This window comes from Flavobacteriales bacterium, assembly GCA_016713875.1.
Taxonomy (GTDB): Bacteria; Bacteroidota; Bacteroidia; order Flavobacteriales_F; family PHOS-HE28; genus PHOS-HE28.
The window spans coordinates 1,457,798-1,482,083 of record JADJOI010000003.1 but is presented as its reverse complement, the minus strand read 5'-3'; the positions used below and the strand labels follow the sequence as shown (position 1 = coordinate 1,482,083).

21 protein-coding genes and 1 tRNA gene are annotated in these 24,286 nt (G+C 67.2%); 12 read left to right on the top strand and 10 right to left on the bottom strand.

Annotated elements, in window-relative coordinates:
- Positions 1-43: 43 nt before the first annotated feature.
- Both IPJ87_07950 and IPJ87_07945 read right to left on the bottom strand, forming a co-directional pair.
- Positions 44-865: a phosphosulfolactate synthase gene (locus IPJ87_07950; protein MBK7941792.1), complete on the bottom strand. Its 822-nt coding sequence runs from the start codon at positions 863-865 to the stop codon at positions 44-46.
- A complete protein-coding gene (locus IPJ87_07945; GenBank protein ID MBK7941791.1) occupies positions 862-2,274 on the bottom strand; it encodes a tetratricopeptide repeat protein in 1,413 nt (470 codons plus the stop codon). Before IPJ87_07945 ends, IPJ87_07950 begins: the two co-directional genes overlap by 4 nt.
- Positions 2,275-2,695: 421 nt before the next feature.
- Between IPJ87_07945 and glmM the strand changes: the two genes are divergently transcribed.
- Positions 2,696-4,075: a phosphoglucosamine mutase gene (glmM, locus tag IPJ87_07940; GenBank protein MBK7941790.1), complete on the top strand. Its 1,380-nt coding sequence runs from the start codon at positions 2,696-2,698 to the stop codon at positions 4,073-4,075.
- Positions 4,076-5,011: 936 nt separating this feature from the next.
- The gene (locus IPJ87_07935) at positions 5,012-6,169 is read left to right on the top strand and encodes a cysteine desulfurase (GenBank protein ID MBK7941789.1); all 1,158 of its coding nucleotides are present in this window, start codon (positions 5,012-5,014) and stop codon (positions 6,167-6,169) included.
- 2 nt (positions 6,170-6,171) lie between these two features.
- Here the strand turns inward: IPJ87_07935 and IPJ87_07930 are convergent, their stop codons facing one another.
- The 3 genes from IPJ87_07930 to msrB all read right to left on the bottom strand — a co-directional run bounded on the left by IPJ87_07930 (position 6,172) and on the right by msrB (position 8,038).
- Positions 6,172-6,843, bottom strand: a complete 672-nt coding sequence (locus IPJ87_07930; GenBank protein MBK7941788.1) for a hypothetical protein — start codon at positions 6,841-6,843, stop codon at positions 6,172-6,174.
- Between the two features lie 108 nt (positions 6,844-6,951).
- Positions 6,952-7,587: a sterol desaturase family protein gene (locus tag IPJ87_07925; protein ID MBK7941787.1), complete on the bottom strand. Its 636-nt coding sequence runs from the start codon at positions 7,585-7,587 to the stop codon at positions 6,952-6,954.
- A 55-nt stretch (positions 7,588-7,642) separates the two neighbouring features.
- Entirely contained in the window at positions 7,643-8,038 is a 396-nt protein-coding gene (msrB, locus tag IPJ87_07920; protein MBK7941786.1) for a peptide-methionine (R)-S-oxide reductase MsrB, read from the bottom strand.
- 164 nt (positions 8,039-8,202) lie between these two features.
- On the opposite strand from msrB, the gene IPJ87_07915 reads away from it, so the two are divergent.
- The 3 genes from IPJ87_07915 to IPJ87_07905 all read left to right on the top strand — a co-directional run bounded on the left by IPJ87_07915 (position 8,203) and on the right by IPJ87_07905 (position 9,875).
- A tRNA-Val gene (locus IPJ87_07915) sits at positions 8,203-8,280 on the top strand.
- Positions 8,281-8,321: 41 nt separating this feature from the next.
- Positions 8,322-8,822: a hypothetical protein gene (locus IPJ87_07910; protein ID MBK7941785.1), complete on the top strand. Its 501-nt coding sequence runs from the start codon at positions 8,322-8,324 to the stop codon at positions 8,820-8,822.
- 69 nt (positions 8,823-8,891) lie between these two features.
- Positions 8,892-9,875, top strand: coding sequence for a DUF3078 domain-containing protein (locus IPJ87_07905; GenBank protein MBK7941784.1), 984 nt, complete (start codon positions 8,892-8,894; stop codon positions 9,873-9,875).
- Between the two features lie 55 nt (positions 9,876-9,930).
- Here IPJ87_07905 and IPJ87_07900 read toward each other — a convergent pair whose 3' ends face one another.
- Positions 9,931-11,904 (bottom strand): glycosyltransferase family 39 protein, encoded by a 1,974-nt coding sequence (locus IPJ87_07900; protein MBK7941783.1) that lies wholly within the window; start codon positions 11,902-11,904, stop codon positions 9,931-9,933.
- Positions 11,905-11,920: 16 nt separating this feature from the next.
- Positions 11,921-12,367, bottom strand: a complete 447-nt coding sequence (gene smpB, locus IPJ87_07895) for an SsrA-binding protein SmpB (protein ID MBK7941782.1) — start codon at positions 12,365-12,367, stop codon at positions 11,921-11,923.
- Between the two features lie 60 nt (positions 12,368-12,427).
- On the opposite strand from smpB, the gene IPJ87_07890 reads away from it, so the two are divergent.
- Together IPJ87_07890 and IPJ87_07885 are read left to right on the top strand one after the other, a co-directional pair.
- Positions 12,428-12,670: an acyl carrier protein gene (locus IPJ87_07890; protein MBK7941781.1), complete on the top strand. Its 243-nt coding sequence runs from the start codon at positions 12,428-12,430 to the stop codon at positions 12,668-12,670.
- Positions 12,671-12,676: 6 nt separating this feature from the next.
- Positions 12,677-13,957: a hypothetical protein gene (locus IPJ87_07885; protein ID MBK7941780.1), complete on the top strand. Its 1,281-nt coding sequence runs from the start codon at positions 12,677-12,679 to the stop codon at positions 13,955-13,957.
- Here IPJ87_07885 and IPJ87_07880 read toward each other — a convergent pair.
- Positions 13,925-15,079, bottom strand: coding sequence for a sulfotransferase (locus IPJ87_07880; GenBank protein ID MBK7941779.1), 1,155 nt, complete (start codon positions 15,077-15,079; stop codon positions 13,925-13,927). The genes IPJ87_07885 and IPJ87_07880 overlap by 33 nt on opposite strands.
- A 109-nt stretch (positions 15,080-15,188) precedes the next feature.
- Between IPJ87_07880 and IPJ87_07875 the strand changes: the two genes are divergently transcribed.
- The 4 genes from IPJ87_07875 to IPJ87_07860 all read left to right on the top strand — a co-directional run bounded on the left by IPJ87_07875 (position 15,189) and on the right by IPJ87_07860 (position 20,403).
- Positions 15,189-17,669, top strand: coding sequence for a carboxypeptidase-like regulatory domain-containing protein (locus tag IPJ87_07875; protein MBK7941778.1), 2,481 nt, complete (start codon positions 15,189-15,191; stop codon positions 17,667-17,669).
- A gap of 180 nt (positions 17,670-17,849) precedes the next feature.
- Positions 17,850-18,638: a hypothetical protein gene (locus tag IPJ87_07870; protein MBK7941777.1), complete on the top strand. Its 789-nt coding sequence runs from the start codon at positions 17,850-17,852 to the stop codon at positions 18,636-18,638.
- A 9-nt stretch (positions 18,639-18,647) separates the two neighbouring features.
- The gene (locus IPJ87_07865; GenBank protein ID MBK7941776.1) at positions 18,648-19,160 is read left to right on the top strand and encodes a hypothetical protein; all 513 of its coding nucleotides are present in this window, start codon (positions 18,648-18,650) and stop codon (positions 19,158-19,160) included.
- A gap of 4 nt (positions 19,161-19,164) precedes the next feature.
- Positions 19,165-20,403, top strand: a complete 1,239-nt coding sequence (locus IPJ87_07860) for a glycosyltransferase family 1 protein (GenBank protein ID MBK7941775.1) — start codon at positions 19,165-19,167, stop codon at positions 20,401-20,403.
- An 8-nt stretch (positions 20,404-20,411) separates the two neighbouring features.
- On the opposite strand, the gene IPJ87_07855 is transcribed toward IPJ87_07860, so the two are convergent.
- Together IPJ87_07855 and IPJ87_07850 are read right to left on the bottom strand one after the other, a co-directional pair.
- A complete protein-coding gene (locus tag IPJ87_07855) occupies positions 20,412-21,233 on the bottom strand; it encodes a ZIP family metal transporter (GenBank protein ID MBK7941774.1) in 822 nt (273 codons plus the stop codon).
- Complete coding sequence (locus IPJ87_07850) at positions 21,230-21,889, bottom strand: metal-dependent transcriptional regulator (protein ID MBK7941773.1); 660 nt, start codon at positions 21,887-21,889, stop codon at positions 21,230-21,232. Before IPJ87_07850 ends, IPJ87_07855 begins: the two co-directional genes overlap by 4 nt.
- 60 nt (positions 21,890-21,949) lie before the next feature.
- Here IPJ87_07850 and IPJ87_07845 point away from each other — a divergent pair, with 60 nt between their 5' ends.
- A complete protein-coding gene (locus IPJ87_07845; protein MBK7941772.1) occupies positions 21,950-24,187 on the top strand; it encodes a TonB-dependent receptor in 2,238 nt (745 codons plus the stop codon).
- Positions 24,188-24,286 lie beyond the last annotated feature (99 nt).

The window sequence follows — 24,286 nt, the reverse complement described above, 5'->3', positions numbered from 1 at the left end:
GCGGTGCGAAGATCCGCCGGATGACGCTTCCTGGTCAACCCGATCAGGCCTTGCCCTTGCCCTCCTGTTCGGGAGGTTTCACCTGCCGCAGCTTCTCGGCCACCTCCTCGGGCAGGTACTGAAAGAAGGTGTCGCCCCGCAGGCCCAACCGAAGGGTCTCCAACGGGATCACCTCCTCGGCGGGCACGTTGCCCAGGTTCACGTTGGCGCCGAGCTGCTTGATGAACCACACCTGCTGGCTCTTCTGTGGGGCCTCCCACAGGATGTCGCGGCCCGGCACCTTGGCCAGGATCCGGTTCACCAGGGCGGTGTGCGCATGCCCGCTGGGCCGGTAGATGCCCACGTTGCCGCTCTCTCGCGCCTCGGCGATCACCTTCCAGCTGCCGGCCTCCAGCTCGGTGTTCATCATCCGAACCCACTTGGCCGGGCTGATCAGGATGCCGGTCTCCTTGCTGCCCACCTCGCTCAGCACCGTGTGGTCCTTCGCCAGCAGGTTGATGTAGCGGCACTTCTCATCGTGCGGGAGCGTGATGCTGCCATCGCTCACCTCGGCATGGTCCAGTTTCAACTCCTTGAGCAGCTTGCGATAGGCGTCGAACTGCCCGCGGGCGATGAAGGCCTCGAACAGCGTGCCGCCCAGGTACACCCTGATCCCGGCGTCGGTGTACCGCTTCACCTTGTCCTTCAGGCGCGGCATCAGGTAGCTGGTGCCGAAGCCCAGCTTCACCAGGTCCACCAGGTCGCCCGAGGTCTCGATCAGGTCGTCCACCTGCCGCAGGCTCAGGCCCTTGTCCATCACCATGGTGAGGCCCTCCTCGCGCGGCTTGGCCGTGCGCGCGGGGATGTGCGACAGGCTGAAGTTCATCGCTTGTAGAGCTCGATGAGGTGCATCACCTGCGGCATGGCGGCCGCCTCGGGGTGGTGCTCCAGCAGCTGGGTGTGCGCGGCATGGTCGGCCATCAGCGCCTCCTCCAGCTCCAGCAGGGCCTGCTGCTGACGGCCGCAGCGCAGCAGATAGCTGGCCATGCGGTATTTGTAGCGCGGGGTCAGCTTGTGCACCAGCTCGCCTTCGCGCAGCTTGGCCAGCGCCGCCTCCGGACCCTTCAGGTGCATCATCAGGTCGGCATGGTCCAGCCAGCCCTCCAGGCTCTCGGGCTCCATGCTGTTCAGCCGCTCGTACGCCTGGATGCTGGCCTCCCAGCGCTCGGCCCGGGCCAGCGCATTGGCCAGATAGAACCAGCCGTCGCCGGTGTCCGGCGAGATCCGCACCGCCTGCTCCAGGTCCTTGATGGCCTCCACCAACCGGCCCTGGTAATCCTTCACCACCCCACGACCGATCCACGCGTCCACCCAGTTAGGGTCCAGCGCCAGGGCCTGGTCGTAGTGGATCAGCGCCTGCTCGTAGCGCTCCATCTTCTCGAAGCACTCGCCGATGTAGCTGAAGGTGACGGCCTGCGGGCCATCGATGTTCAGGGTCTCCTGGTAGCAGGTGATGGCCTCCTCGTAAGCCCCTTGCTGTAGAAGGTTGCGCGCCTTGCTGAAGTAGGCCGAGCTGAACTCCTCCTCGATGGCCAGGCAGAGGTCCAGGGCGTTGTTGCTCTCCTCCACCCGACCCAGCTTGGCCAGTGCGTTGCCCAGGTTGTACCAGGCCACGAAGCTGTACGGGTGCTCATTTGTGAAGTGGCGGAAGAAGACCACGCTGGCCTCGTGCGCCTCCGCCAGGTCGTAGCAGTAGGCCAGCTCGTACAGCACGGCCTCGTTCTCCGGGTTCACCTCCAGGGCCTTCTTCAGGCAGCCGATGGCCTCGTCGAACTGCTCGCAGTTCTCGTGCTCGAAGGCCAGGTCCAGGTAGATGTCGTCCAAGCCCTCCTCGGCCAGCTCCAGCGCCTTGCGGTAGTGCTCGATGGCCTTCCTGTAGTTGCGGAGCTGGCTGTGGATGCCGGCCTTGTGCAGGTGCACGTCCTCGTTGTAGGGCTCCAGCTTGGCGATGCTGTCCAGCACCTCCAGGGCCCTGTTCAAGCGACCCATGCCCATCAGCACCTGCGCCTCGCAGAACAGCAGGTCCACCGAGCCGGGGTGCTGCTGGTGCGCATAGTCCAGCACCTGCCGGGCCTTCTTGGGCTCGTTGTTGTCCAGGTAGTGCTCGATGATCAGCTCGAACTCCTCGACGTCGAAGAAGTAGTGGTCGTTCCGGCTCAGCATGGCCTCGAAACGCTGCACGTGGTCCGTGCGGTCGTCGTCGCGGTCGGGCAGGGGAGAAGGGCCTTCGCTCATGCGGCACAAAGTTCCCTCAAAAATAGGGAACCCCGGTGCGGGCCGGGGTCGCCGGATTTGTGTTATGCACAGCCCTGTGGGGGATCGGCGAGGGGCAAGACGCAAGGATCAAGGAGGAAGGAACAAGGAACAAGGAACAAGGAAGAAGAGCAAAGAAGAGCGTAGCGCGACAGAAGCCGGTGGCCGGTGGCCTGAGGCTTGAAGCCGGTAGCTGGAGGCTTGAGGCTGGAGGCTTGAAGCTGGTGGCTGGAGGCTTGAGGCCGGCGGCTGGAGGCTGGAGGCCGGTTCCTAGAGGCTGGGATCGCCCGCTCACAGTCCGTGGTTGAAGACCTCCGCGCCGCAGCGCCTTCCGGATCCGCGCCACGTCCACCTTTGCACCCGTTCGGACGATCGGGCCACGACCCGCTCCGAGCCCCATGTCATGACCCTCATCCGCTCCATCTCCGGCATCCGCGGCACCATCGGTGGCCGGCCCGGCGAAGGCCTTTCGCCCCTCGATGTCATGCGCTACACGGCCGCCTTCGGCACCCTGATCCAACAGCGCAGCGGCAAGGCCTCCCCGAAGCTGGTGCTGGGCCGCGACGCCCGCCTCAGCGGACCCATGGTGGCCGACCTCGTGCGCGGCACGCTCGTGGGCCTGGGCTTCGAGGTCATCGACCTGGGCCTGGCCACCACGCCCACCGTGGAGATGGCCGTGCCCGGCGAAGGCGCCGACGCAGGCATCATCCTCACCGCCAGCCACAACCCCAAGCAGTGGAACGCCCTCAAGCTGCTCAACTCGAAGGGGGAGTTCATCAGCGCGGCCGACGGCGCCGAAGTGCTCCGCCTCGCCGAGCAGGACGCATACACCTTCGCCGAAGTGGACCGGCTGGGCCACGTGCGCACCGACGACAGCTGGACCCGCAAACACATCGATGCCATCCTGGGCCTCGACCTGGTGGACGCCCGGGCCATCGCGGCCGCCAAGTTCACGGTGGTGGTGGACGCCGTGAACAGCGTGGGCGGCGTGGCCGTGCCCCAGCTGCTGCACGCGCTGGGCGTGGAGGTGGTGAAGCTGTACTGCGAGCCCACCGGCCACTTCCCCCACAACCCCGAGCCGCTGCCCGAGCACCTCACCGACCTCTGTGCCGCGGTGGTGCAGCACAAGGCTCACCTGGGCATCAGCGTGGACCCCGATGTGGACCGCCTGGCGCTGGTGTGCGAGGACGGCAGCCTGTTCGGCGAGGAATACACCCTGGTGGCCTGTGCCGACCACGTGCTGGCCCACCGCCCGGGCGACACGGTGAGCAACCTCAGCAGCACCCGCGCCCTCAATGACGTGGCCGCCCACCACGGCCGCACGCGTCACGCCAGCGCCGTGGGCGAGGTGAACGTGGTGGAGCGCATGCGAAAGGTGAACGCCCCCATCGGCGGCGAAGGCAACGGCGGCGTCATCCTCAGCGAGCTGCACTACGGCCGTGATGCGCTCGTGGGCATCGCCCTCTTCCTCACCCTGCTGGCCCGCCGCGGCGGCAGCTGCCTCGACCTGCGCCGCAGTTACCCGGACTACTTCATCAGCAAGAACAAGATCGAACTGAACCCCGGCCTCGACGTGCAGGCCCTGGTGGACCGCATGCAGCAGCGCTACGCCGCCCAGCCCCACAGCACGGTGGACGGCCTGCGCATCGAGTTCGGCAGCACCTGGGTGCACCTGCGCCGCAGCAACACCGAACCCATCATTCGCGTGTATGCCGAAGCCCCCAGCCTGGCCGAGGCCGATGCCCTGGCCCAACGCTTCGTGAAGGAGTTGGGGGAGGGGTGACGGGGTAACGTTTTCGGGCTTTGCGTTCGGGCGGGTTTCGGAGCATAAAACTGTCAACCAGCACTGAACTTGAATAGAAGCACAAAGTTCCAACTTTCCACGTCACCCCGCCTGACGCAAAACCCGTGTTATAAGCCGTTTTTTCTATTATAAAGTATGTTCCTAATTTCCTCCTCTGTCATTGTGTTTGAACTTGCTAATGCGTCTACTGCTTGATTGATTGCTACATAAATTGTCGTCTCATTGTAAAAGCAACCGTTTTTCTTTATCAAGGGCTGCGTCTAAAAGATTGTGGACCGTGTAAAACGTCCTCTCAACTTCATATGGAAGTTCCCAGTCTGTGTCTTGTAAAGCTTTACAATAGGGTCATTAAACTGTCTGTCTGATGACAAGAGGTCAGGGTTTTTAAAAATTGTTCTTTTAATAATATTTGTTGCAACAAATTGTTCCACTGCATTTATTGTCTTTAGCAAAAGCTGTCTGTCAACCGAATGATGAAGTCCAACAACTGTGTCTTGATAAGTTAGTTCGTTTTTGTCAGCGTATTTGTCCCAAATTGGTAGTGCTGCTTTTGTCAACCTAATTGCGATGTCAAACTGCTATTCTTTTGATAAACTGTCAATATGTTGTTGTAGTGTCATTCGGTCGTCTAAAATGGCTTATAACGTTGGATATACGAACCAGTTCGCATATCCCCCTGAAACCGGGTTGCTATACGCACCTCCGGATGCCCGCAGTTGCTCGCCCTCCCCTTGACGCCAAGATACGCCCCGCCGTACAGGATCGAAAGGGTCCGCACCGGGGGGAGCGGCGTGGGTGCCGGCACATGGTAGGCGGCGTCCGCGTGTCCGGAAGGCGGTAAATTCGCGGCTCCCCCGGTCCATGGGCACATGCGCACCTGCGCACATGTCCACATGGGCAACTGGGCACACGGGCATGAACCGCATCAACCTGGACAACGCCGCCACCACGCCGCTGGCCCCCGAAGTGCTGGAGGCCATGACGGCCAGCCTGCGGGAGGAGTTCGGCAACCCCAGCAGCATCCACGCCTTCGGGCGCCGCAGCCGCGCCGCCGTGGAGCGCGCGCGCCGCACCGTGGCCGACCGCCTGCACTGCATGCCCGGCGACATCATCTTCACCAGCGGCGGCACCGAGGCGGACAACATGGCCCTGGCCTGCAGCGTGCGCGACCGCGGGGTGCGCCACCTGATCACCTCGCCCATCGAGCACCACGCCATCGAGCACACCGCCCACGAACTGGGCCGCAGCGGTCCCGTGCAGGTGCACTGGGTGAGGCTGGACGCCGAGGGCCGCGCCGACCTGGCCCACCTGGAGGAGCTGCTGGCCGCCCACCCCCAGGCCCTGGTGAGCCTGATGCACGCCAACAACGAGGTGGGCACCCGCAACGACCTGCAGGCCATCGGCACCCTCTGCCGCCGCCACCAGGCGCTCTTCCACAGCGACACGGTGCAGACCATGGGGCACTACGCCTTCGACCTCGGCACCCTGCCGCTGGACATGCTGAGCGCGAGCGCCCACAAGTTCCATGGGCCGAAGGGCATAGGCTTCCTGTACCTGCGCGAGGGCACGGGCCTGAAGCCCATGATCCAAGGCGGCTCCCAGGAGCGCAACATGCGCGGCGGCACCGAGAACGTGGCCGGCATCGTGGGCCTGGCCACCGCGCTCGATCTGGCCTACGCGCACCTGGAGGAGCACGAGCGGCACGTCCGCGGCCTCAAGGACCACATGATCGCCCGCCTGCGCGCCGAGGTGCCGGGCGTGGCCTTCAACGGCGACATCGGACCGGACAGCCTGTACACCGTGCTCAACGTGCGCTTCCCCGACGACGGCAAGGCCGAGATGCTCATCTACCACCTGGACATCGAAGGCATCGCCTGCAGCGGAGGCAGCGCATGCAGCAGCGGCAGCAACGCGGGCAGCCATGTGCTGGGCGCCTTGTACCCCGACGTCACAGGCGCCAACATCCGCTTCTCGTTCAGCCGCTACACCACGCGGGAGGAGATCGACCGCACGGTGGACGTGCTGAAGCGTGTGCTGGGCGTGCCGGTGGCCGCGAAGGCGACCACGGCCTGAGCCTATCGCCGCTCGGTGGCCTGGGGCGCCTTGCCCACGGGCCGTTCGCCGGAGCCCCCGCCGCGCGGTCCCTGTTCCGGGCGCTGCTGCGTCAGCCCCCGCGGGCGCTCGCTGTCCAGGTCGCGCTCCCGGGGTTCGGGCCGCTCGCGGGTGACGATGCGTCGGTCGGGGTCGGCAGCGCCGGAGGTGGGCGTCGCGGTGGCCTTTTTCGTGAGGCCAGCGGGGGCGCCCGTGCCAGCGGTGCCGGTGCTGCCTCGCGGTCCACAATTCACCACCACCTCCTCCACCTGCTCGCCAAGGATGCCGCAGCCGGTGGCCTCCCGGCCATCCGCGTCGCGCACCGTGATGCACACATTGCCGGCCAGGTCGCGCTCGTCGCGCACCAGCACGTACGGGGCGCAACCACCGTTCACATGCCAAGTGATGCGGCCGGGCTCGCGCACCGGTGTGTAGGGTGCATGGCCGCCGGCCACGTGCCAGGTGCTGTGGTCGGGCTCGAAGGCCTCGCCCAGCGACGGCCTCGGGTTGAGGGTCAGGTCGGGCTGGAGGCAGCGGACGATGGTGCGCTTGCCATTGACGGTGTTCACCACCACCGTCATCCGTTCCGGATCGGGATCGCCGGTGCCGGGGGCAGCCGGACCGACAAGCAGCAGGGCGAGCAAGGCGGCGTTCATGGGATGCGATCTTCCACAAGGTAATGCGGAACCGATCGATCGGTATCGGGCTGGGCGAACGCTATTCCCGATCGTGCGAAGAGCCCGGGCGTGTTGGCGGGATCCCGCTCAGGCGCCGGCCGCCTCGCGCTTGGCGCGCGGGTCGCAGGGCATGGTGCCGAACACGTGGTCCCAGAAGGGCGAACTGACGCCGAAGGCGCCGTTGGTGTCGGCGAAGTGGTGCAGGTTGTGGTGCTTCCAGATGAGCGACAGGAAGTTCTTGGGCGGCCGGTGGATGTGGATGGCGTAGTGGGCCAGCAGGTAGGTGGCGTAGCCCACCATGAAGCCGCCGCCGAAGGCCCAGCCGTAGCTGCCCAGCAGCAGACGGAAGAGCCCCAGGAACATGGCCGCCACCAGCACCGTCATCAGGGGCGGCAGCGCCAGCCGCTTCTTGTCGCGCGGGTGGTCGTGGTGGATGCCGTGGAAGATGTACTGCACCCGCTGCCGCTTGGGGTTGCTGGCCTCCATGTGGTAGAAGTAGCGGTGTACCAGGTACTCCACCAGGGTGAATAAGAAGGCGCCCACCAGGAAGAGGCCGATGCTGGCGGCCAGGTCCAGCTTCAGCCCGAGCACGCCGTACAGCGCGGCCACCACACCGCTGCCGTAGAAGAGCGTGAGGGGGATGGCGATGTGCGTCTTGGTGAGGGCCTCCAGCACCGGGTTCTGGAAGATCCGGCCACTGTCGGAGATCGTGTGCTGTGCCATCGTGCGCTGCTGACGGCAAATGTAGTCGGCCACCACACGCAGGGGCTGACGCCGCTCAGGGCTGGGTCGACGCCGCGGGTTCGAAGCGCAGCGATGCGGAGTTGATGCAGTAGCGCATGCCCGTGGGACGCGGCCCGTCGGGGAACACATGGCCCAGGTGGCCGCCGCAGCGGCTGCACACCACCTCGGTGCGCACCATGCCCAGGGTGCGGTCGCTATGCTCCGTCACCGCCCCGGGTTCCACCGGGCGGAAGAAACTGGGCCAGCCGGTGCCGCTGTCGAACTTGGTGTCGCTGCCGAACAGGGCCTGGCCGCAGCCCGCGCAGCGGAAATGGCCGTCGCCATGGTGGTCCCAGTACGCGCCGGTGAAGGCGCGTTCGGTGCCCTTCTGGCGGAGCACGCGGTATTCCTCAGGGGATAGGGCGGCCTTCCATTCGGCGTCGGTCTTCATGGTGGAGGGGTGTTGGGCCGGGGCGGTGGTCGGTTGACCGCAGGCCCCGAGGGTCCACAGCCCGCAAAGGAACAGGAGGGGGCGCATGCGATGGATAACGGCGGCGGGGGGCGATCCGTTCGTGGTGTCGGTTCGGAACCGGCGGTTACCTTTGCCGCCCCTTCGGGCACTTAGCTCAGCTGGTTCAGAGCACTACCTTGACAGGGTAGGGGTCGCTGGTTCGAATCCTGCAGTGCCCACCAAGGCCTTCGGCGCCCAAGCCGAGGGCCTTTTTCACCTCCTGATGAAGAACGGAACCCTGCTCCTGGCCCTCGCCTTCCTGGTGGTGGTGGCGCTGCTGATGCACCGCATCAACCGCCTTCAGCATCAGGTGGACGCCCTCTCCGCCGCACCCGCCCCGCAGCCCGAGGTGGAGGTGGCCGTGTACATGGCCCGGATCCAAAGCCACGCCCACAAGCTGTGGGCCGCGGGCACCGCCGGCAACCTGCCGCTGGCCGAGTTCTACCGCCACGAACTGAAGGAGGAGATGGCCGCCGTGGCCAAGGCCGGCATCGTGGACGACGGCGTGCCGGTGAGCACCTACATGACCAACCTGGGCCTGCCCGCGATCGATGCCCTGCGCGACCAATTGCGCACCGACGGCCTGGTCGATTTCGCGCCCCGCTTCAACACGCTCATCGCCACCTGCAACAACTGCCACAAGGCCACCGGCCATCCATACCTGGTGATGCGCGTGCCGGACAGCCTGCGGTTCACCGATCAGGTGTTCGCCCCGGAACCCTGACGATGGACAGTGGCCTGATGCACCGCAGCCCCTCCCTTTGATCGACCCCATCGAACACCCCCATTCCCCATGATGCGACCTTCCCGCCTCCTTTCCGCCCCCCTGGCCTTCCTGCTGCTGGCCCCGGCCGTAGCGCAGGAGGATCTGCAGGACACCGACCGCAAGGCCCTGCGCGACAAACCCGCCGCCACGATCGACTCCGCCAAGGTGTGGACCACCGGCGGGGTGTTCCAGCTGAACTTCACCCAGGTGCAGCTGGTGAACTGGGCCGCCGGCGGCCTCAGCAGCATGAGCGGCATCGCCCAGGTGAACGCCTTCGCCAACAAGCGCAAGGGCCGCATCGCGTGGGACAACTCCATCGCCCTGGCCTATGGCCTGCTGGCCCAGGATGGCAAGCGCACCTTCAAGAGCGACGACCGCTTCGAGCTCAACTCGCGCTACGGCTACCAGATGAAGGGCCCGTGGTACGCCAGCGCCATGCTCCAGTTCCGCTCGCAGTTCACGGAAGGGTTCGATGCCAAGAACGACACCGTGAAGATCTCCAACCTGCTGGCGCCGGGGTACTTGCTCTTCGGCCTGGGCGTGGACTACAAGCCGAACAAGAAGCTTAGTGTCTACGTGTCGCCCATTACGGCCAAGATCACCTTCGTGATGGACCAGGACCTGGCCGATGCGGGCAACTTCGGGGTGGACCCGGCCGTGTTCGATACCACGGGCGGGGTGATCCGCAAGGTGACCGCCGGGGAGAACACCCTCTTCCAGTTGGGCGCCTTCCTGAACCTGACCTACCAGACGGACGTGGCCAAGAACATCGGCTTCATGACCCGCCTGGACCTGTTCAGCAACTACCTGAAGGAGCCCTCCAACATCGACGTGAACTGGGAGATGCTGTGGACCTTCAAGGTGAACAGCTGGTTCGCGGCGACGCTGAACACCATGCTCATCTACGACCACGACATCAACATCGCCCGCACGGAGGACGGTGTGGCCAAGTTCGGTCCCACCACGCAGTTCCGCGAAACGCTGGGCGTGGGCCTCAACTTCAAGTTCTAGCGCTTCCCCTTGTTGCGCCGGGAGGGCCGCCTGCGGGCGGCCTTTTCGTTGCCGCTCACCGCGGGGCGAAGCGCCAGGGGCCGTGGATGGGTTCCACAAGGCCGTAGAGCGCCGGGTCGCCTTCGCGCCAGCGCAGCCGCATGCCATGCACGCGTACGGCGCCGTTGCGGCGGTTCCACACGTAGGCGCGCAGCAGCAGTCCGGGCTGGCGTGAGAGGGCACGGCTGAGCGGCAGGGCCACCACCACCGGGCCGGGCTCTCCCACGCGGCGTGCGCAGGCCTGTGCCGAGGCGCTGCGGTACACCAGCAGGCTGTCGCGCTCGCCCACGACCGATCGGAGCTCGATCACGGCCTCCACACCAAGGCCCGCGTCATCCAGCGCCGTGGCGTCCAGCACCAGTTCCACCACGTCGTTCGACCGGTGCGTGCCGGGCAGGGGCGATTGGAACAGCACGCCGTATTCGCGGCCGCTCAGGTCCCAGCCGCTGCCCGCGAGGCTGTCCGCGCCGAGGGTGGCCGGCTCCACCTGCCAGCCAGCGGGGACCGTGCCCGGTGCGGCGGCGCTCCAGGCCAGGGTGTCGGCGATCCCGGTGCCGGCGGCATGGAAGCGCATCACCTGGCCTTCCACCAGGTCGACGCGTTCGACCAGGGCCGGGTGGCTGTGCTGGACCAGGGCCGGCAGGGCCCGGTCGGTGCTGTGGAAGAGGCCCAGTACCACTTCAGCAGGGCGCTGTGCGCGGATGTGCTCAAGCAGAGCGGCGTTGCTCCCCAGCTCGCGCAGCCGCAGGTAGTGGCCCCGGGCGGCGGCATACCGCGGTTCCTGTTCCAGCCGATCGAGCACCTCGGGCGGCGCGTCGATCACCACAAGCCGGTCGGGGTGTGCGGCGCCTTCCGCGGCGGCCTGGAGGAAGGCCTCGTACTTGGAGGTGAGCGCAGTGCGGTGGTGCTGCCGCACGGTGAAGAGCGTGAGCATGGCAGTGCCGGCCAGCAGGACGGCGAGCCCGATGGCGAGCGCTTTCCGGTGCAGGTGGAGCCCGCCGAACAGCAGCACCAGGGCGAAGGGGAAGGAGAACACGAGCACCGAGTGCTGGAGCACCGGTGCACGCCACACGCTGTATCCGTAGCCCAAGGCCGCGGGAACGAGCACCCACACGAGCAGCACGGGCACGATGGGCCAGGCGCGCGGGGTGCCGCGCGACCAGCCAACGAGCGAGGCGGTCGCCACAAGCGAAAGCACCGCTGCGAGCAGCGCCGAGGTGTGCGTCACCCACCACAGGTGATCGGGGAACCAGTGCCCGTCCGGCGGGGCCAGCCATTCCTGCAGACCGCCGAGGCCGAGCTGCCGCAGCAGGATGGGCACGTTGGGCAGGTAGAGCAGCAGGCTGGCGCCGCAGGCCAGCAGCCAGCGGAGGCGGGCGGTGCGCGGTGCCAGCGCGAGGCCGCAGCCCATGATCAGAGCGGCCACGAGGGCGGCGAAGTGGTGGGTGTAGGCGCACAGGGCCGCGGCCAGGGCCGCGCCCACCAGGTGCCGGGTCCGTTGCCAAGCCAGCCAGCGCGTCCATTGGTCGGCCAGCAGGGCCACCGTGAAGAGGCCGATGGCGTAGGGCCGCGCCAGCTGCCCATAGAGCACGGTGTACTGCAGGGTGGCCAGTAGCGCCGTCACCGCCAGGGCCGCCGTGGCGGTGGTCCAGGCCAGGGCGAAGCGGTACATGTACAGGATGCCGGCCAGCGAGGCCGCGATGAAGGGCAACTGCACCCACCCCTCCTGGCGGCCCACCAGCCGCGTCCACAGCCATTCCAGCACCTGCACGCCGGGCGGATGCGTGTCCAGCTCGATGACGCCACGCTGGATGGTCTCGCCCAGGGAAGGATAGAGGCGGACCAGGGCGCTGATCTCGTCGTGGGTGAAGGGGATCGACGGCCAGCCGAGCAGGCGCAGCGCACCCGCCGTGATCAGCAGCAGCAGCAGCGCCAGCCGCGCCCATGATGGACCGGGGATCCCGCGCGGGTCGGCGTCGGCCAGATGCACGCGCCAGGAAGGACGATCACTGGCCACGGTCCAGGTCGCGTTGCACGTCGCGCTCCTTGATGCTCTCCCGCTTGTCGTGCACCTTCTTGCCCTTGGCCAGCGCGATCTCCAGTTTCGCGTAGCCGCTGTCGGACAGGAACAGGCGCACGGGCACGATGGTGATGCCGGCGTCCTTCACCTTGCGCCTCAGCTTGTTCAGTTCGCTGTGCTTCAGCAGCAGCTTGCGGTCGCGCTTGGGTTCGTGCACGAAGTGGACGTTGGTGCCGTAGGGGTTGATCTGCATGTTGCGGACCACCAGATCGGGCCCCATGAAGGTGCAGAACGCTTCGCTGATGGAGGCGCCGCCCGCACGGATGCTCTTGATCTCCGAGCCCATCAGCACCAGCCCGCAGGTGTAGCTGTCCAGCAGGTGGTACTCGTAGGACGCACGCCGGTTGCGCACGTCGATCGCGGGGGCGGCCATGGCGGGCGAAGCTACGGCCCCGGCCGGGTGCGCCCGGGCTCCTATCTTCGCGCGGCGGCGATGGCAGTGCAACATGCGGAATTGGTGGAGGTGCTTCGGGACCTGGTGAAGGACCGTGTGGCCGTGCCTGTGGCGGAGGATGCCCAGCTCGAAGCGCTTGGCCTGGACTCGCTCTCGGTGATCGAGCTGATGATGGCCGTGGAGGACCGCTTCGGCGCCCGCATCCCCGTGGAAGGCATCGGTGCCGACGACCTGCGCGATCTCCGTTCGCTCGCCGCCTACGCCCTGCGCCACATCAACTGAGCCTTGATGCCGTCGTGGTCCCTGTCCGCGCCGGAGATGGACCGGCCGCTCTCGGGTCCGGATCATTTCCACTGGCTGGTGCACCGCGCCATGCGAGCACGCGGGCTGGCCGGCAACGTGTCGCGGATGCGCTTCGACCTCGGCGCGGGCGTCGATGCGGAGGCCGTGGCGGCCGCGCTGCGCGCCAGCCCTGTGGTGCGGCAGGTGGGTCTTATCCGGTGGACGGTGCGCTGGCCTGCGCTGCCGCGTTGGCGGCTGCTCACGGACGGGCCGGACGTCGTGCAGCTGCATCGAGACGGCGAGCCCGAGGCTTGGCTGACCGAACGTCTCGGCGACCGGCTGGGCCCGGAGGGCCTGTTGCGCTTCGATGTGCTCGCTGCGCCGGACCGCGTGCAGGTCCTGGTGTCCTTCCACCATGCCCTGTTCGACCACCAGGGCATGCTGAACCTGTTGCACGCGGTGGAGGCCGGTGGGTGGGCGGGTCCGACGTTCCCGCCGGAGGACCGCGCCGCGGCGCCGGGGGCGTGGCGGGATGTGATGGCCGGCGCCGGCCAGGCCTTCCGCACCTCGGGGCCGCGGCTGGGCTCGCTGTGGGTGCGCGATCGGCCTGTGCCGAACGTGCCCCGGTTCCGGGTCCTGCGCTTCACCCGGGAGGAGACCCGCCGCATTGATGCCCTGGCGCGCAGCACCGGCGCCGCCCTGGCCCGCAGCGCCCACTTCATGGCCGTGGCCGCCCGCCTGGTGAACGACACGCTCGGACGGCGCGGCGGCCTCCCCCGCTACCTGTGGTTCTCGGCGCCGGTGGACCAGCGACCGCGGGGCACGCCGGGGCATCTGCTCACCAACGTCACGTCCTTCCTCTTCTTCCGCCTCGACCAGGGCCAGCTGCACGATACGGCCACTGCGGTGCGTGCGCTGAACGGCCAGCTAGTGGAGCAGGTGCGGGCCCGCTTCCCGCAGCGCTACCGGGCCTTGCTGCGGGCTTTCCGGCGGCTGCCCGCCTGGCTCAGTGCCGCCATGGTGGACCTGCCTTCGCTGGGGCGTTGGAGCAGCTTCGGCTTCAGCGACCTGGGCGACCTGGGCCGCATGCCGTCCACCTTCACCGGCCTTCCCATCAGCGAGGTGCTGCATCTGCCCCCGGTGCCGGCGCCGCCGGGCCTCAGCGTGGTGGTGGGCCGCGAACGCGGTGAGCTGCTGGTGGTGCTGGGCTACGATGGCCGCGCGTTGACCGAGGAGGAGGCGGACCGCTTCACCTCAGGCCTGCGCGTTCTGCTGCTCGGCGCTTAGGGGCACGTCCTGCGGATAGCCCAGCGCCGCGAACACCGGCCCCCAACGCTCGCGCACCAGCCGCATGCGTTCGGGCGGATACGTGTAGCTGTTCGTGCGATAGTCCGCGTAGCTCTTCACTTCGGCGAGGATTTGCGGTCGCGCCGCCTCGAAGCCGCCGAGGCCCAGCTGCGCGTACGCCTTCTCCAGCACGGCCTCCTCGTTGCCGATGAGGTCCTCGTAGCGCACCTCGGCCAGCTGTCCGACAGGGATCGTGGCCTTGTCGCGAAAGAACTTCGCGAACATCAGCCGGTAACTCTCCAGCAGGGCTTCCTCCACCACTTCGCCCTGGACGTGCTGCATGGTCACCAGCGGCAGCGTGATGCCATAGAGCCGTTCGGTGCTGAAGAACACCCGGTAGGGGTCGCGCATGATGTGCAGGAAGCGCGCATCGGGAAAGACCTCCAGGATCTCCTTCACCCGGGCCAGGTTCTCGGGGCTCTTCAGCACCAGGGGCTTGCCGCCATGGCGCAGCGTGAGCTTCTGCATGAAGTACCGTAGCGTGCGCTGCCAGGCCTTCCTGGCGCGCTCATCCTCGAACAGCACGTTGCGGCGGAACACCTCCAGCATGCGACGCGGGAAGTAGTAGCCCGGGATCATGGTGCTCGCCGTCATGTTGCCCAGGGAGTACTCCGGCTCCGTGGGCAGGTCCACCCCCATGCGCAGGTCGTCCATCGGCCGCTTGTCCGGCAGGGCTTTGGCGTACATGCGGCGCAGCAGCGGGGCCAGCGTCAGGTAGAGCCAGGGCATGAAGCTCTCCTTCACGGACAGGTATCCGAACTGCGGGTCCTTGCCGATGAGGTAGTGCAGGTAGGTGGTGCCGCTGCGCTGATGGCCGATGATGAAGAGCGGCGCGGTGACCTTGGCCCGGCGGATGCGCCGGTCGTAGCGCAGGCGCTCCCACCACACCAGCGGCGTGTTGAGCAGCACCAGCCAGGTGAGCACGATGGCCTTGGGGATGAAGGGCCAGGAGATGCCGCGGCCATAGCGCCACAGGATGCCCAGCCAGGTGGCCGGGTCGGCACCGATGAGCGTGGTGGCCGAGAAGCTGAGGTACCGGTCGCGGCCGATGTGGATCTTCACGCGGATGAGGGCTGGGCGCGAACGCCGTAAAATTGGCACGATCCCCGCAACACGACAGATGCGTCCCTTGGGCGAACATCCGCGACGCCCGGTCGGTTCGCTCCGTTCGATGCCCCGCCTCCCGTTGATCGGCCTGCTGCTGATCGCCGCACTGCCCGCCTTCGCCCAGCGCACACGCGTCTCCGGCGTGGTGGCCGACGCCCGGTCGGGCGACCCGCTGCGCTTCGCCAACGTGGGCTTCCCGGGCGCCGCCGAAGGCACCACCACCGACAGCACGGGCCATTTCGTGCTGGAGGCCGAAGAGCGGCGCGACAGCCTGCAGGTGACCATGACCGGCTACCGGCCCTTCCGGCATGCGCTGCCGCGCGGGGGCGAGCGCGATCTCTTCGTGGCCCTGGAGCCGGCGAGCGAACTGCTGGGCGAGGTGCGCGTACGGCCCGGGGAGAACCCCGCCTTCGCCATCCTCCGCCGCGTGGTGGCGCGGAAGCCGGAGAACGCACCCGGCAGCGCCGCCGCCTACGAGCAGGAGCTCTACCACCGCGTCCGCTTCGACCTGAACCACTTCAGCGACCGCATCAAGCGCAACATCCTCCTGCGGCCCTTCGACTTCCTGTGGGAGGGCATCGACACCACGGCCGACGGCGTGCGCTACCTGCCGATCCTCCTCACCGAGCAGCACGAACGCCGCCATCACCGCGCCGACCCGCCCGCGGACCGGACGGTGCTCCTGGGCAGCCGCACGTCCAAGTTCTTCCGTGCCCGGCGCATCATGGAGTTCGTGCAGGACATGTACGTGGAGCCGGACATCTACCAGGAGCAGGTGCTCATCCTGGACCGCAGCTTCCCCAGCCCCATCAACGATCACTTCCAGCGCGCGTACCGCTACCTGCTGCTGGACAGCCTGGTGCAGTGCGAAGGGTTCACCTGCCATCGCATCACCTACCGCCCGCGGGTGGCGGCCGATGCCGCCTTCACCGGCGAGCTCCTGATCGATACGGTGAGCCATGCCGTGGTGCGGGTGGACCTGATCTTCAGCATCGCGGCCAACGTGAACTTCGTCCGCCACTACCGCATCCGCCAGCACCACGCTCCCGAGCCTGGCGGCCCCTGGTTCCTGCGCCGCAGCGAAGTGATCGCCGACTTCACGGTGGTCGAGAACGACGCCGATATGACCGGCTTCTTCGGTCGGAAGCTGAGCGTGACGCGCCAGGTGGTGCTCGACCGTCCCCGCGACGATGGCTTCTACCGCACCGCGCCGCCGGACCCGGAGGTGGACAGCGCCTACTTCCGCGATGACCGCTATTGGGAGGTGGTCCGCACCGAGGCCTTCGGGCCGGAGGAGGCGCGCGTGGTGCGCATGGTGGACCGCATGAACACCGATCCGCGGTGGAGGAGGAGGGAGGGGCTTCTGCACCTGCTGGCCGAAGGCTGGCTGCCCGTGGGCGCCATCGATGTGGGCAACGTGTACACATTCGTGAGCCACAACCGCGTGGAAGGCTGGCGGGGCAAGGTGGGTCTGCGCACCACGGATCGGCTGAGCACGGGCTGGGGCGCTGCGGGTCATCTGGCCTACGGCGTGGACGATGAGCGGCTGAAGGGTGCTGCCTCCTTGTGGTGGCGTCCCCGTGATCGCCGTGGGCGCAGGACCTGGGGCGGTGGCCTCGACCTGTGGGACGACCTGGTGCAGCCGGGACGAAGCCCCAGCCTGCTGCCAATGGATCATGCGCTCACCAGCCTGGTGCGCCTGTCCGGCCCCGACCCGCGGTGGTATCGCCGGCTGCTGGAGGCCCACGCGGAACGGCGCGGCACGGACGGTCTTTCGGTCCGCCTCGGCTTTTTCGGCGATCGCCTGGCCGATGCCGACGGGCCCCTGCCGCGGATCCGCGCCGGCGACACCCTGGCCTGGAACGCGGTGGACCTGGCCGGCGCCCGGCTCGCCCTGCGCTGGAGCCCCGGCACCCCCGGCCTTTCCGCCGCGTTCGACGAACTGCGCAAGGGGCTCTTCGTGCCGCGCCTGCCCACGGTGGCCCTTGAAGCCACCCTCGCGGCCGATGGGATCTGGGGCGGGCAGGTGGACATGGCCCGCCTTCGGCTGAAGCTGGAGCATCGGCAGCGCTTGGGCCGCTGGGGCTATCTCGACCTGCTGGGCGAGGGTGGCGCACTGTCCGGTGCCGTGCCTTATCCGCTGCTCTTCTATCCCAACAGCGACCCCTTGCTCTTCAACGACGCGCGCTCGTTCAACCTGATGAACTTCATGGAGTTCACCGCCGATCGTTACGCCGCGCTGCATGTGGAGCACCATCTGGAGGGCTTCCTGCTGAACCGCGTGCCGCTGCTCAGCCGCATCAAGCTGCGTGAGTTCGTCTTCGCCCGTGCCTTCGTGGGCGACCTGCGCGCGGAGAACCGCAACGGACCGGTGCCGCTCCCTGCCGGCCTCGATGCACCCGATGGCCCTTACGTGGAGGTGGGCTTCGGCCTGGAGAACATCCTGAAGGTCGCCCGGGTGGACCTGGTGTGGCGCCTGACGGACCTGGACCGTCCCGATGCCCTGCCCTTCGTGGTGAAGCCGTCATTCCATTTCAAGTTCTAGAAGCCATCTCAAAATGATCCTTCGGGCTGCGCCGGCGCCTCTTTCGGCCATCCTGCGTTGCTCAACCCTTACAGAGCGTCCAGCTATGCGCGGGTTTCGCGCCTTGGCTGGCCGAAAGATCCATCCGGCTCGCTTCCAAAAACTATTCTGAGATGGCTTCTAGTCGGCTATCATCGCGGCGTGAAGGCGTGGATGGCCGATCTGGCGCATGCCCTCCTGCGGCTGGGGCGGGGGCGGGTGCGGCGTACTGCCGAAGAGGTGGCGGCCGTGAACGCGGCCACGGCCATCCTCCAGGAGCAGCTGTTCATCTGGGCGGTGGAGGAACCTGCCGCGGTGGTGTCCCTGGGGCAGAACTGCTCCACCGCCTGGGCCATCAGATCCTTGGGGGCCAAGCAGGCCTCCTATCCGTTCGACTGGTTGGCCGTAAGCCCGGCGCTCCTTGAGCATGTCCTGGACGACGGCTTCCGCACCTTCCTTGACCGGAGCAGGATGATCCCCTTGTGGACGGACGGGGGCCACCGCGACTACCACCGCAGCCTGTTCGGCCATCGCGATCCGCGCACCTTCGCCCGCCACCATGCCTACTACGTGCGTTGTGTGGAGCGCTTCAACGCCCTGATGGCCACGGACGGGCCCATCCTGTTCGTCACCACCGTGGTGAACGAGCATGGCAAGCGTCGTCGGCTTGCAGGTGGTTTCCGACCGGCCTTCCGCCTGCCGCAGCGACAGACCCCGGCTCATTTCCTAGGGGTGATGGACCGCCTGACGATGCGGCATCCGCGTTCGCGGTTCCTGTTCATCGAACAGTACACCGAGCGGCCGTTCCACCTGGAGCTCACCCATCGCGATGCGCGCATGGCCTGGGTGCGCTTCGACGCACAGGGCCGCAGCACCGGCGCCCGCTACCTGGACCCGCTGGACGACACGGTGATGCGCGCCCTGCTCGGCGCCTCCTTGCGACGGCGGTAGCTTTGCGCCATGCAGGTGTGGTTCTGGCGCTGCCTCTTCGTTGCCATCGTCGTGGTGGCACCGATATTGTCCGGTCGGGCGAGCGCTCAGCAGGAGGGCGGCCTGCTGCATGATATCCGACGGGAGATCGGCGCCGTGTTCGCCGACGAGGAGGTCTGCGACCGCTATGTGGAGCGCTTCGACCGGGCCGGCAGCAGCGGCAGCGCGCTGCTCCTGGGTTACCATGGTGCCGTACGCATGGCCCGAGGCCGTCACGCCTTCGACCCGTTGAGCCGCCTGGTGCACTTCAACGGCGGCAAGTCGATGTTGGAGAAGGCGATCGCGCAGGACGTGAACAACGCCGAGCTTCGTTTCCTGCGGCTCAGCATCCAGGTGAACGTGCCGTCCATCGTGGGCTACGACGCCAACAAGGCGGAGGACCTGGCGCTGGTGGAGCGCAAGCTCAAGGACGTGAAGGACCCGGCACTCAAGGACCGCATCACCCGCTTCATCACCACCAACCGGGAGAACGGCAAGCTCTGAGGGGATGCGCATCGGTCTGCAGACCTGGGGCACCGAAGGCGATGTGGCCCCGTTCGTGGCCCTGGCCGCGGGCCTTCAGCGAGCAGGCCATCAAGTGACCCTGGTGCACACGGCCGTGGACGATGGTGACCATGCCCGGAGCCTGGCCGGAACAGGCGTGACCGTGCATCGGGTGGGTGGTCCGTTCGGGCAGGCCGTGGACCCGTACGCCCTGACAGCCTCCTCGTCGCCCACCATGCAGCTCCGCGCCCTGCTGGCGAAGTTCCACGAGCCTCTTGCCGGCGCCTTGCTGGAGGCCGGTGAGGCCCTGTGCCGGTCGAACGACATCGTGGTGGGCCACATGCTGAACCGCACCCTGCACACCGCGGCGCTGTTGCACGGCACCCCCAGGGTCTCCGTGGCCTTCTCCCCTCAGGCCATCCCGGGGATGCTGCCTCCGCTGGGCCGCTCGTTGGGCGGTTGGGCGGATGCCGCCCTGTGGCGCTTGGGCGATGCCGTGATGACCCGAGCGCTCTACCCCGTGAGCGAACGGTTGCACCGTCATCGCGGACTGGCACCGCTGCGCAGCCTGCTCACCGAGGGGTTCCGCTCTCCGACGCTGAACCTGGTGGCGGCCAGCCCGGCGTTGATACCTCCGCTGAAGGCGCCCGCGACGGTGGTGACCGGAGCGTGGAGGCGTGAGCAGCTGCCGGAGGATCGGGTGCTGCGGGAGGAGGTCAGCACGTTCCTGGAGGCAGGCCCAGCGCCGGTACACTTCACCTTCGGCTCATGCACGACCTACGCAGCGCGGGAAGCCTGGGCGCTGATGCGTTGCGCCGTGGCGCAGGCCGACGTGCGGGCCATCGTTCAGCTTGATGCCGGGCTTGGTCGCGAGCATGGCCACAGGGACCTGCTGGTGGTGCACCGCGTTCCGCATGACCTGCTGTTCCCGCGGTGCGCCGCGGTGGTGCACCATGGCGGTGCCGGAACCACACATGCCGTGGCCCGGGCCGGTGCACCCTCGGTGGTGGTGCCGCACGGCTTCGACCAGATGTGGTGGGCCGGTCGTCTGCATGCGCTCGGTGTGGCGCCCCGTCCCATCCCCCGTCGATCGGCCTCGGGGCACGCACTGGCGGCGCGCATCCGCGAAGTGCTCGATACGCCTTCGTGCTCCCGACACGCGGCTTCGTTGCGCACGCGCATGATGGGTGAGGACGGCGTGGCCATGGCGGTGGAGGCCATCGGGCGCCTCGCGGGCGATTGATCGCGCCGTCAGCCCAGGGCCACGTCCAGCACCATCATCACGATGAAGCCTCCGATGAAGCCGAGGGTGGCGATGTCGGTGTGCCTGTCCTGCTGCGTCTCGGGGATCACCTCCTCCACCACCACGTAGATCATGGCGCCGGCCGCGAAGGCCAGGGCGAAGGGCAGGATGGGCTGCATCCACAGCACCGCCATCGCGCCCACCACCCCGGCGACGGGTTCCACGATGGCGCTGAGCTGACCGTAGAAGAAGCTTCGGGCCCGGCTCACACCCAGCCGGCGAAGGGGCATGCTCACCGCGATGCCCTCGGGGAAGTTCTGCAGCCCGATGCCGATGGCCAGGGTGACCGCGCCGGCGATGGTGGCCTCCGGGATCCCGGCCGCCACCCCGCCGAACAGCACGCCCACAGCGAGGCCTTCGGGGATGTTGTGCAGGGTGATCGCCAGGATGAGCAGGGTGCTGCGGCGTAACCGCGTGTCCGGTCCTTCCTTCAGGCTGGGGTCGAAGTTGATGTGCAGGTGCGGCACGTATTTATCCAAGGCGAACAGGAAGAGGGCACCCGCCGCGAAGCCCACCGCCGGGGGCAGCCACTCGGGGAAGCCCATGCGCGCGCTCATGTCGATGCTGGGCGCCAGAAGGCTCCAGAAGCTGGCGGCCACCATCACCCCGCCGGTGAAGCCCAACATGCCGTCCAGCCACTTGCGCGAGAGCTCCTTGAACAGGAAGACCACCGCGGCTCCGGCAGCGGTGACCATCCAGGTGAAGGTGGTGGCCAGCAGCGCGCCCCAGACGGGGTCGATGCCTTCGAAGAAGGAGATGATGTGGTTCATGCGTGATCGGGTACGGTGAGCAGGTGCGCGGCCACCTGCGCGCTGAGGTCGCAGACGCCGTCGCGCCACGTGAGTTGAAGGCTGCCGTCGAACTCCTGGCGGGCGGCCAGGGTGAAGACCCGGCCGATGGCAAGCCCTTTGGCATCGAGCAAGCGAAGCAGTGCGTCACTGCCGTCCTTCACGGCCACCAGGCGGTGCCGAAGCCCCACCTGCGCTTCGGAGAGGTGTACGGTGACACGCTCGGGCATCCGCCCGTCGCGGTCCGGGATGGGGTCGCCGTGCGGATCGAACCGCGGATGGCCCAGGTAGGCGTCCAGCCGTTCGATCAGCGGCTCGCTGCTCACATGCTCCAGCTGTTCGGCCACTTCGTGCACCTCGTCCCACGCGAAGCCCAGGCGTTGCACCAGAAAGGTCTCCCACAGGCGGTGCTTGCGCACGAGCGTCAACGCATGCCGGCGGCCCTTCGCCGTGAGCGTGGCCCCGTGGTAGGGCGCGTGCTTCACCAGCCCCTTCGCAGCGAGCTTCTTCAGCATGTCGGTGACACTGCTGGCGCGCGTGTTGAGCCGATCGGCGATGTCCTTGGTGAAGGCCTGGCCGGCATCCTGCAGCAGGCCATGGATGGCCTTGATGTGGTCCTCTTCGCTTCGACTGAACATGAAGTGCGGCAAATGTAGAATGAAATATTAGGCGAGTCTAAAATATTTCATCTTTGCAGCATGCCGCGGTCGCTCCTCCTTCCGGTGAGCCTTCTGACCGTGCTTGGCGCGCAGGCGCAGGTCATGCTACGCGGCGCGGTTACCGGTCCGGAGGGTGCGCTGCCTTTCGCGGCGGTGCGAGCGGGGGAGGTCGGAACGGCGGCTGATGCTGATGGCCGATTTCTGGTGGGGCCACTTCCGCCCGGTCCCGTCCGCCTGCGCGTCGAGGCCTTGGGCCATCAGGCGTCGGAGCGTGTGCTTGACGTGAACATCTCGGACACCCTTGATCTGGGGATCGTGGTGTTGGAGGCATCGGCCACCGCGCTGGACGAGTTGGTGGTGACCGGCACGCTGGCGCCGGTGTCGCGCGATGCCAGTCCGGTGCCGGTGGAGGTGATCTCGCCCACGCTCTTCCGCAAGAACCCAGGGCCGTCCCTGCTGGATGCCGTGGGCATGGTAAACGGCGTACGGCCCCAGCTCAATTGCAGCGTGTGCAACACCGGCGACATCCACATCAACGGCATGGAGGGACCGTACACCCTGGTGCTCATCGATGGCATGCCCATCGTCAGTGGCCTCAGCACCGTTTATGGGCTCAGCGGGATCCCAACCAGCCTCATTGAACGGGTGGAGGTGATGAAGGGCCCTGGAAGCGCACTCTACGGCAGCGAGGCCCTGGGAGGCATCATCAACGTGATCACCAAGGACCCGGTGATCGCCCCCCGGCTGAGCATCGACCTGATGAGCACCACCTGGCTCGAGCACAACGCCGATGTGGGCTTTGCATTCGGGAAAGGGAAGTTGCGCAGCCTCACGGGCATCAACGGGTTCCTGTACGACGACCCGCGCGACAACAACGGCGACGGGTTCACGGACATGACCCTGCAGAAACGGCTTTCCTTCTTCCAGAAGCTCGCCTTGCAACGGCCCCAGGGGCGGATGGCGGGTCTCGCCGTCCGGTTGGTGGGCGAGGACCGCTGGGGTGGTCAGATGGATTGGACGCCCCCGTTCGCAGGTGGGGACAGCGTCTACGGGGAGACGATCGCCACTCGCCGGTGGGAGCTGATCGGTCGCTATCAGCTCCCGCTCCAGGAGCAAGTGACCCTGCAGGTGTCGGCCAACGGTCACCGGCAGGACAGCTGGTATGGCACCACGCCTTACGATGCGGTGCAGCGCGTGCTCTTCGCACAGCTGGTCTGGCGCCGCCGCTTCGGTCACCGCCACGATGTGCTGGCCGGTCTGGCCTATCGCGATACGTATTACGACGACAACACGCCGGCCACGGCCGCAGGCGAAGGGCCTACAGCTCGGAACCAGGCCGAGCGAAGGCCCCTGCCAGGCGTCCTCGTGCAGGATGAGTGGATGGTATCGCCGCGCAGTGTGGTGCTTCTCGGCTATCGGCTGGACCATGATCGCGACCACGGTCTGGTGCACTCGCCACGGGCGGCGTACAAGCTCGCCCCGAACGGCCGCTTCACCCTGCGCGTGCATGGTGGCACAGGGTACCGCGTGGTGAACCTCTTCACCGAGGAGCACGCGGCCCTCACCGGTGCCCGTCGCGTGGCGATCGAGGAGGACCTGCGGCCTGAGCGCTCGTGGAACGCCACGCTCAATGCCGTGCGGAAATGGCCTGCGGAGAAGCGCTTCTTCGGGCTCGACGCGTCACTCTTTCTCACGCAGTTCAGCAACCGGATCCTGCCGGACTACGACACCGACCCGGACCTCATCGCGTACCGCAACCTCCACGGGTACGGCATCGCCCAAGGTGCCAGCCTGAATGTGGAGGCCCGCATCGGCCGTCACTTCCGGGCCAACGCCGGAGCCACCTGGATGGACGTGTACACCGTGGAAGGTACTATGCGCGAGGACCAGTTCTTCACTCCAGCATGGCAGGGCACCTTCGCGCTGAGCCAGGAGCTGCCGCACCGCTTCACGGTGGACCTCACCGGTCAGTGGTATGGCCCGATGCGGCTGCCCGTGCAGCCCAATGACTTCCGTCCGGCGTACTCCCCTTGGTATATGCTGCTCAATGTGCAGGTGAATCACCGCTTCAACGAGCGCTTCGAGGTGTACGGCGGGGTGAAGAACCTGCTCGACTTCGTGCCCGAAGACCCCTTGATGAGGCCCTTCGATCCGTTCGACCGTACGGTGGACGATCCCGCAACGAATCCGCATGGGCACAGCTTCGATGCGTCATACATGTACGCGCCAATGCAGGGTGTGCGGGGGTTTTTGGGTGTGCGGATGACGCTGGAGTGAGATCCTTCGGGCCCGGGAAGTATGTATGGCCATACATATGTCCGACACCGGGGTGAATGGGGCGGAACGCTCTCCAGGCTTGGCTTTGCGGTCGGATAG

Bases quoted from the DNA above. Each gene is read 5' to 3' on its own strand.
- IPJ87_07950 (MBK7941792.1), bottom strand. From the start codon at position 865: ATGAACTTCAGCCTGTCGCACATCCCCGCGCGCACGGCCAAGCCGCGC.
- IPJ87_07945 (MBK7941791.1), bottom strand. From the start codon at position 2,274: ATGAGCGAAGGCCCTTCTCCCCTGCCCGACCGCGACGACGACCGCACG.
- glmM (MBK7941790.1), top strand. From the start codon at position 2,696: ATGACCCTCATCCGCTCCATCTCCGGCATCCGCGGCACCATCGGTGGC.
- IPJ87_07935 (MBK7941789.1), top strand. From the start codon at position 5,012: ATGAACCGCATCAACCTGGACAACGCCGCCACCACGCCGCTGGCCCCC.
- IPJ87_07930 (MBK7941788.1), bottom strand. From the start codon at position 6,843: ATGAACGCCGCCTTGCTCGCCCTGCTGCTTGTCGGTCCGGCTGCCCCC.
- IPJ87_07925 (MBK7941787.1), bottom strand. From the start codon at position 7,587: ATGGCACAGCACACGATCTCCGACAGTGGCCGGATCTTCCAGAACCCG.
- msrB (MBK7941786.1), bottom strand. From the start codon at position 8,038: ATGAAGACCGACGCCGAATGGAAGGCCGCCCTATCCCCTGAGGAATAC.
- IPJ87_07910 (MBK7941785.1), top strand. From the start codon at position 8,322: ATGAAGAACGGAACCCTGCTCCTGGCCCTCGCCTTCCTGGTGGTGGTG.
- IPJ87_07905 (MBK7941784.1), top strand. From the start codon at position 8,892: ATGATGCGACCTTCCCGCCTCCTTTCCGCCCCCCTGGCCTTCCTGCTG.
- smpB (MBK7941782.1), bottom strand. From the start codon at position 12,367: ATGGCCGCCCCCGCGATCGACGTGCGCAACCGGCGTGCGTCCTACGAG.
- IPJ87_07890 (MBK7941781.1), top strand. From the start codon at position 12,428: ATGGCAGTGCAACATGCGGAATTGGTGGAGGTGCTTCGGGACCTGGTG.
- IPJ87_07885 (MBK7941780.1), top strand. From the start codon at position 12,677: ATGCCGTCGTGGTCCCTGTCCGCGCCGGAGATGGACCGGCCGCTCTCG.
- IPJ87_07875 (MBK7941778.1), top strand. From the start codon at position 15,189: ATGCCCCGCCTCCCGTTGATCGGCCTGCTGCTGATCGCCGCACTGCCC.
- IPJ87_07865 (MBK7941776.1), top strand. From the start codon at position 18,648: ATGCAGGTGTGGTTCTGGCGCTGCCTCTTCGTTGCCATCGTCGTGGTG.
- IPJ87_07860 (MBK7941775.1), top strand. From the start codon at position 19,165: ATGCGCATCGGTCTGCAGACCTGGGGCACCGAAGGCGATGTGGCCCCG.
- IPJ87_07855 (MBK7941774.1), bottom strand. From the start codon at position 21,233: ATGAACCACATCATCTCCTTCTTCGAAGGCATCGACCCCGTCTGGGGC.
- IPJ87_07850 (MBK7941773.1), bottom strand. From the start codon at position 21,889: ATGTTCAGTCGAAGCGAAGAGGACCACATCAAGGCCATCCATGGCCTG.
- IPJ87_07845 (MBK7941772.1), top strand. From the start codon at position 21,950: ATGCCGCGGTCGCTCCTCCTTCCGGTGAGCCTTCTGACCGTGCTTGGC.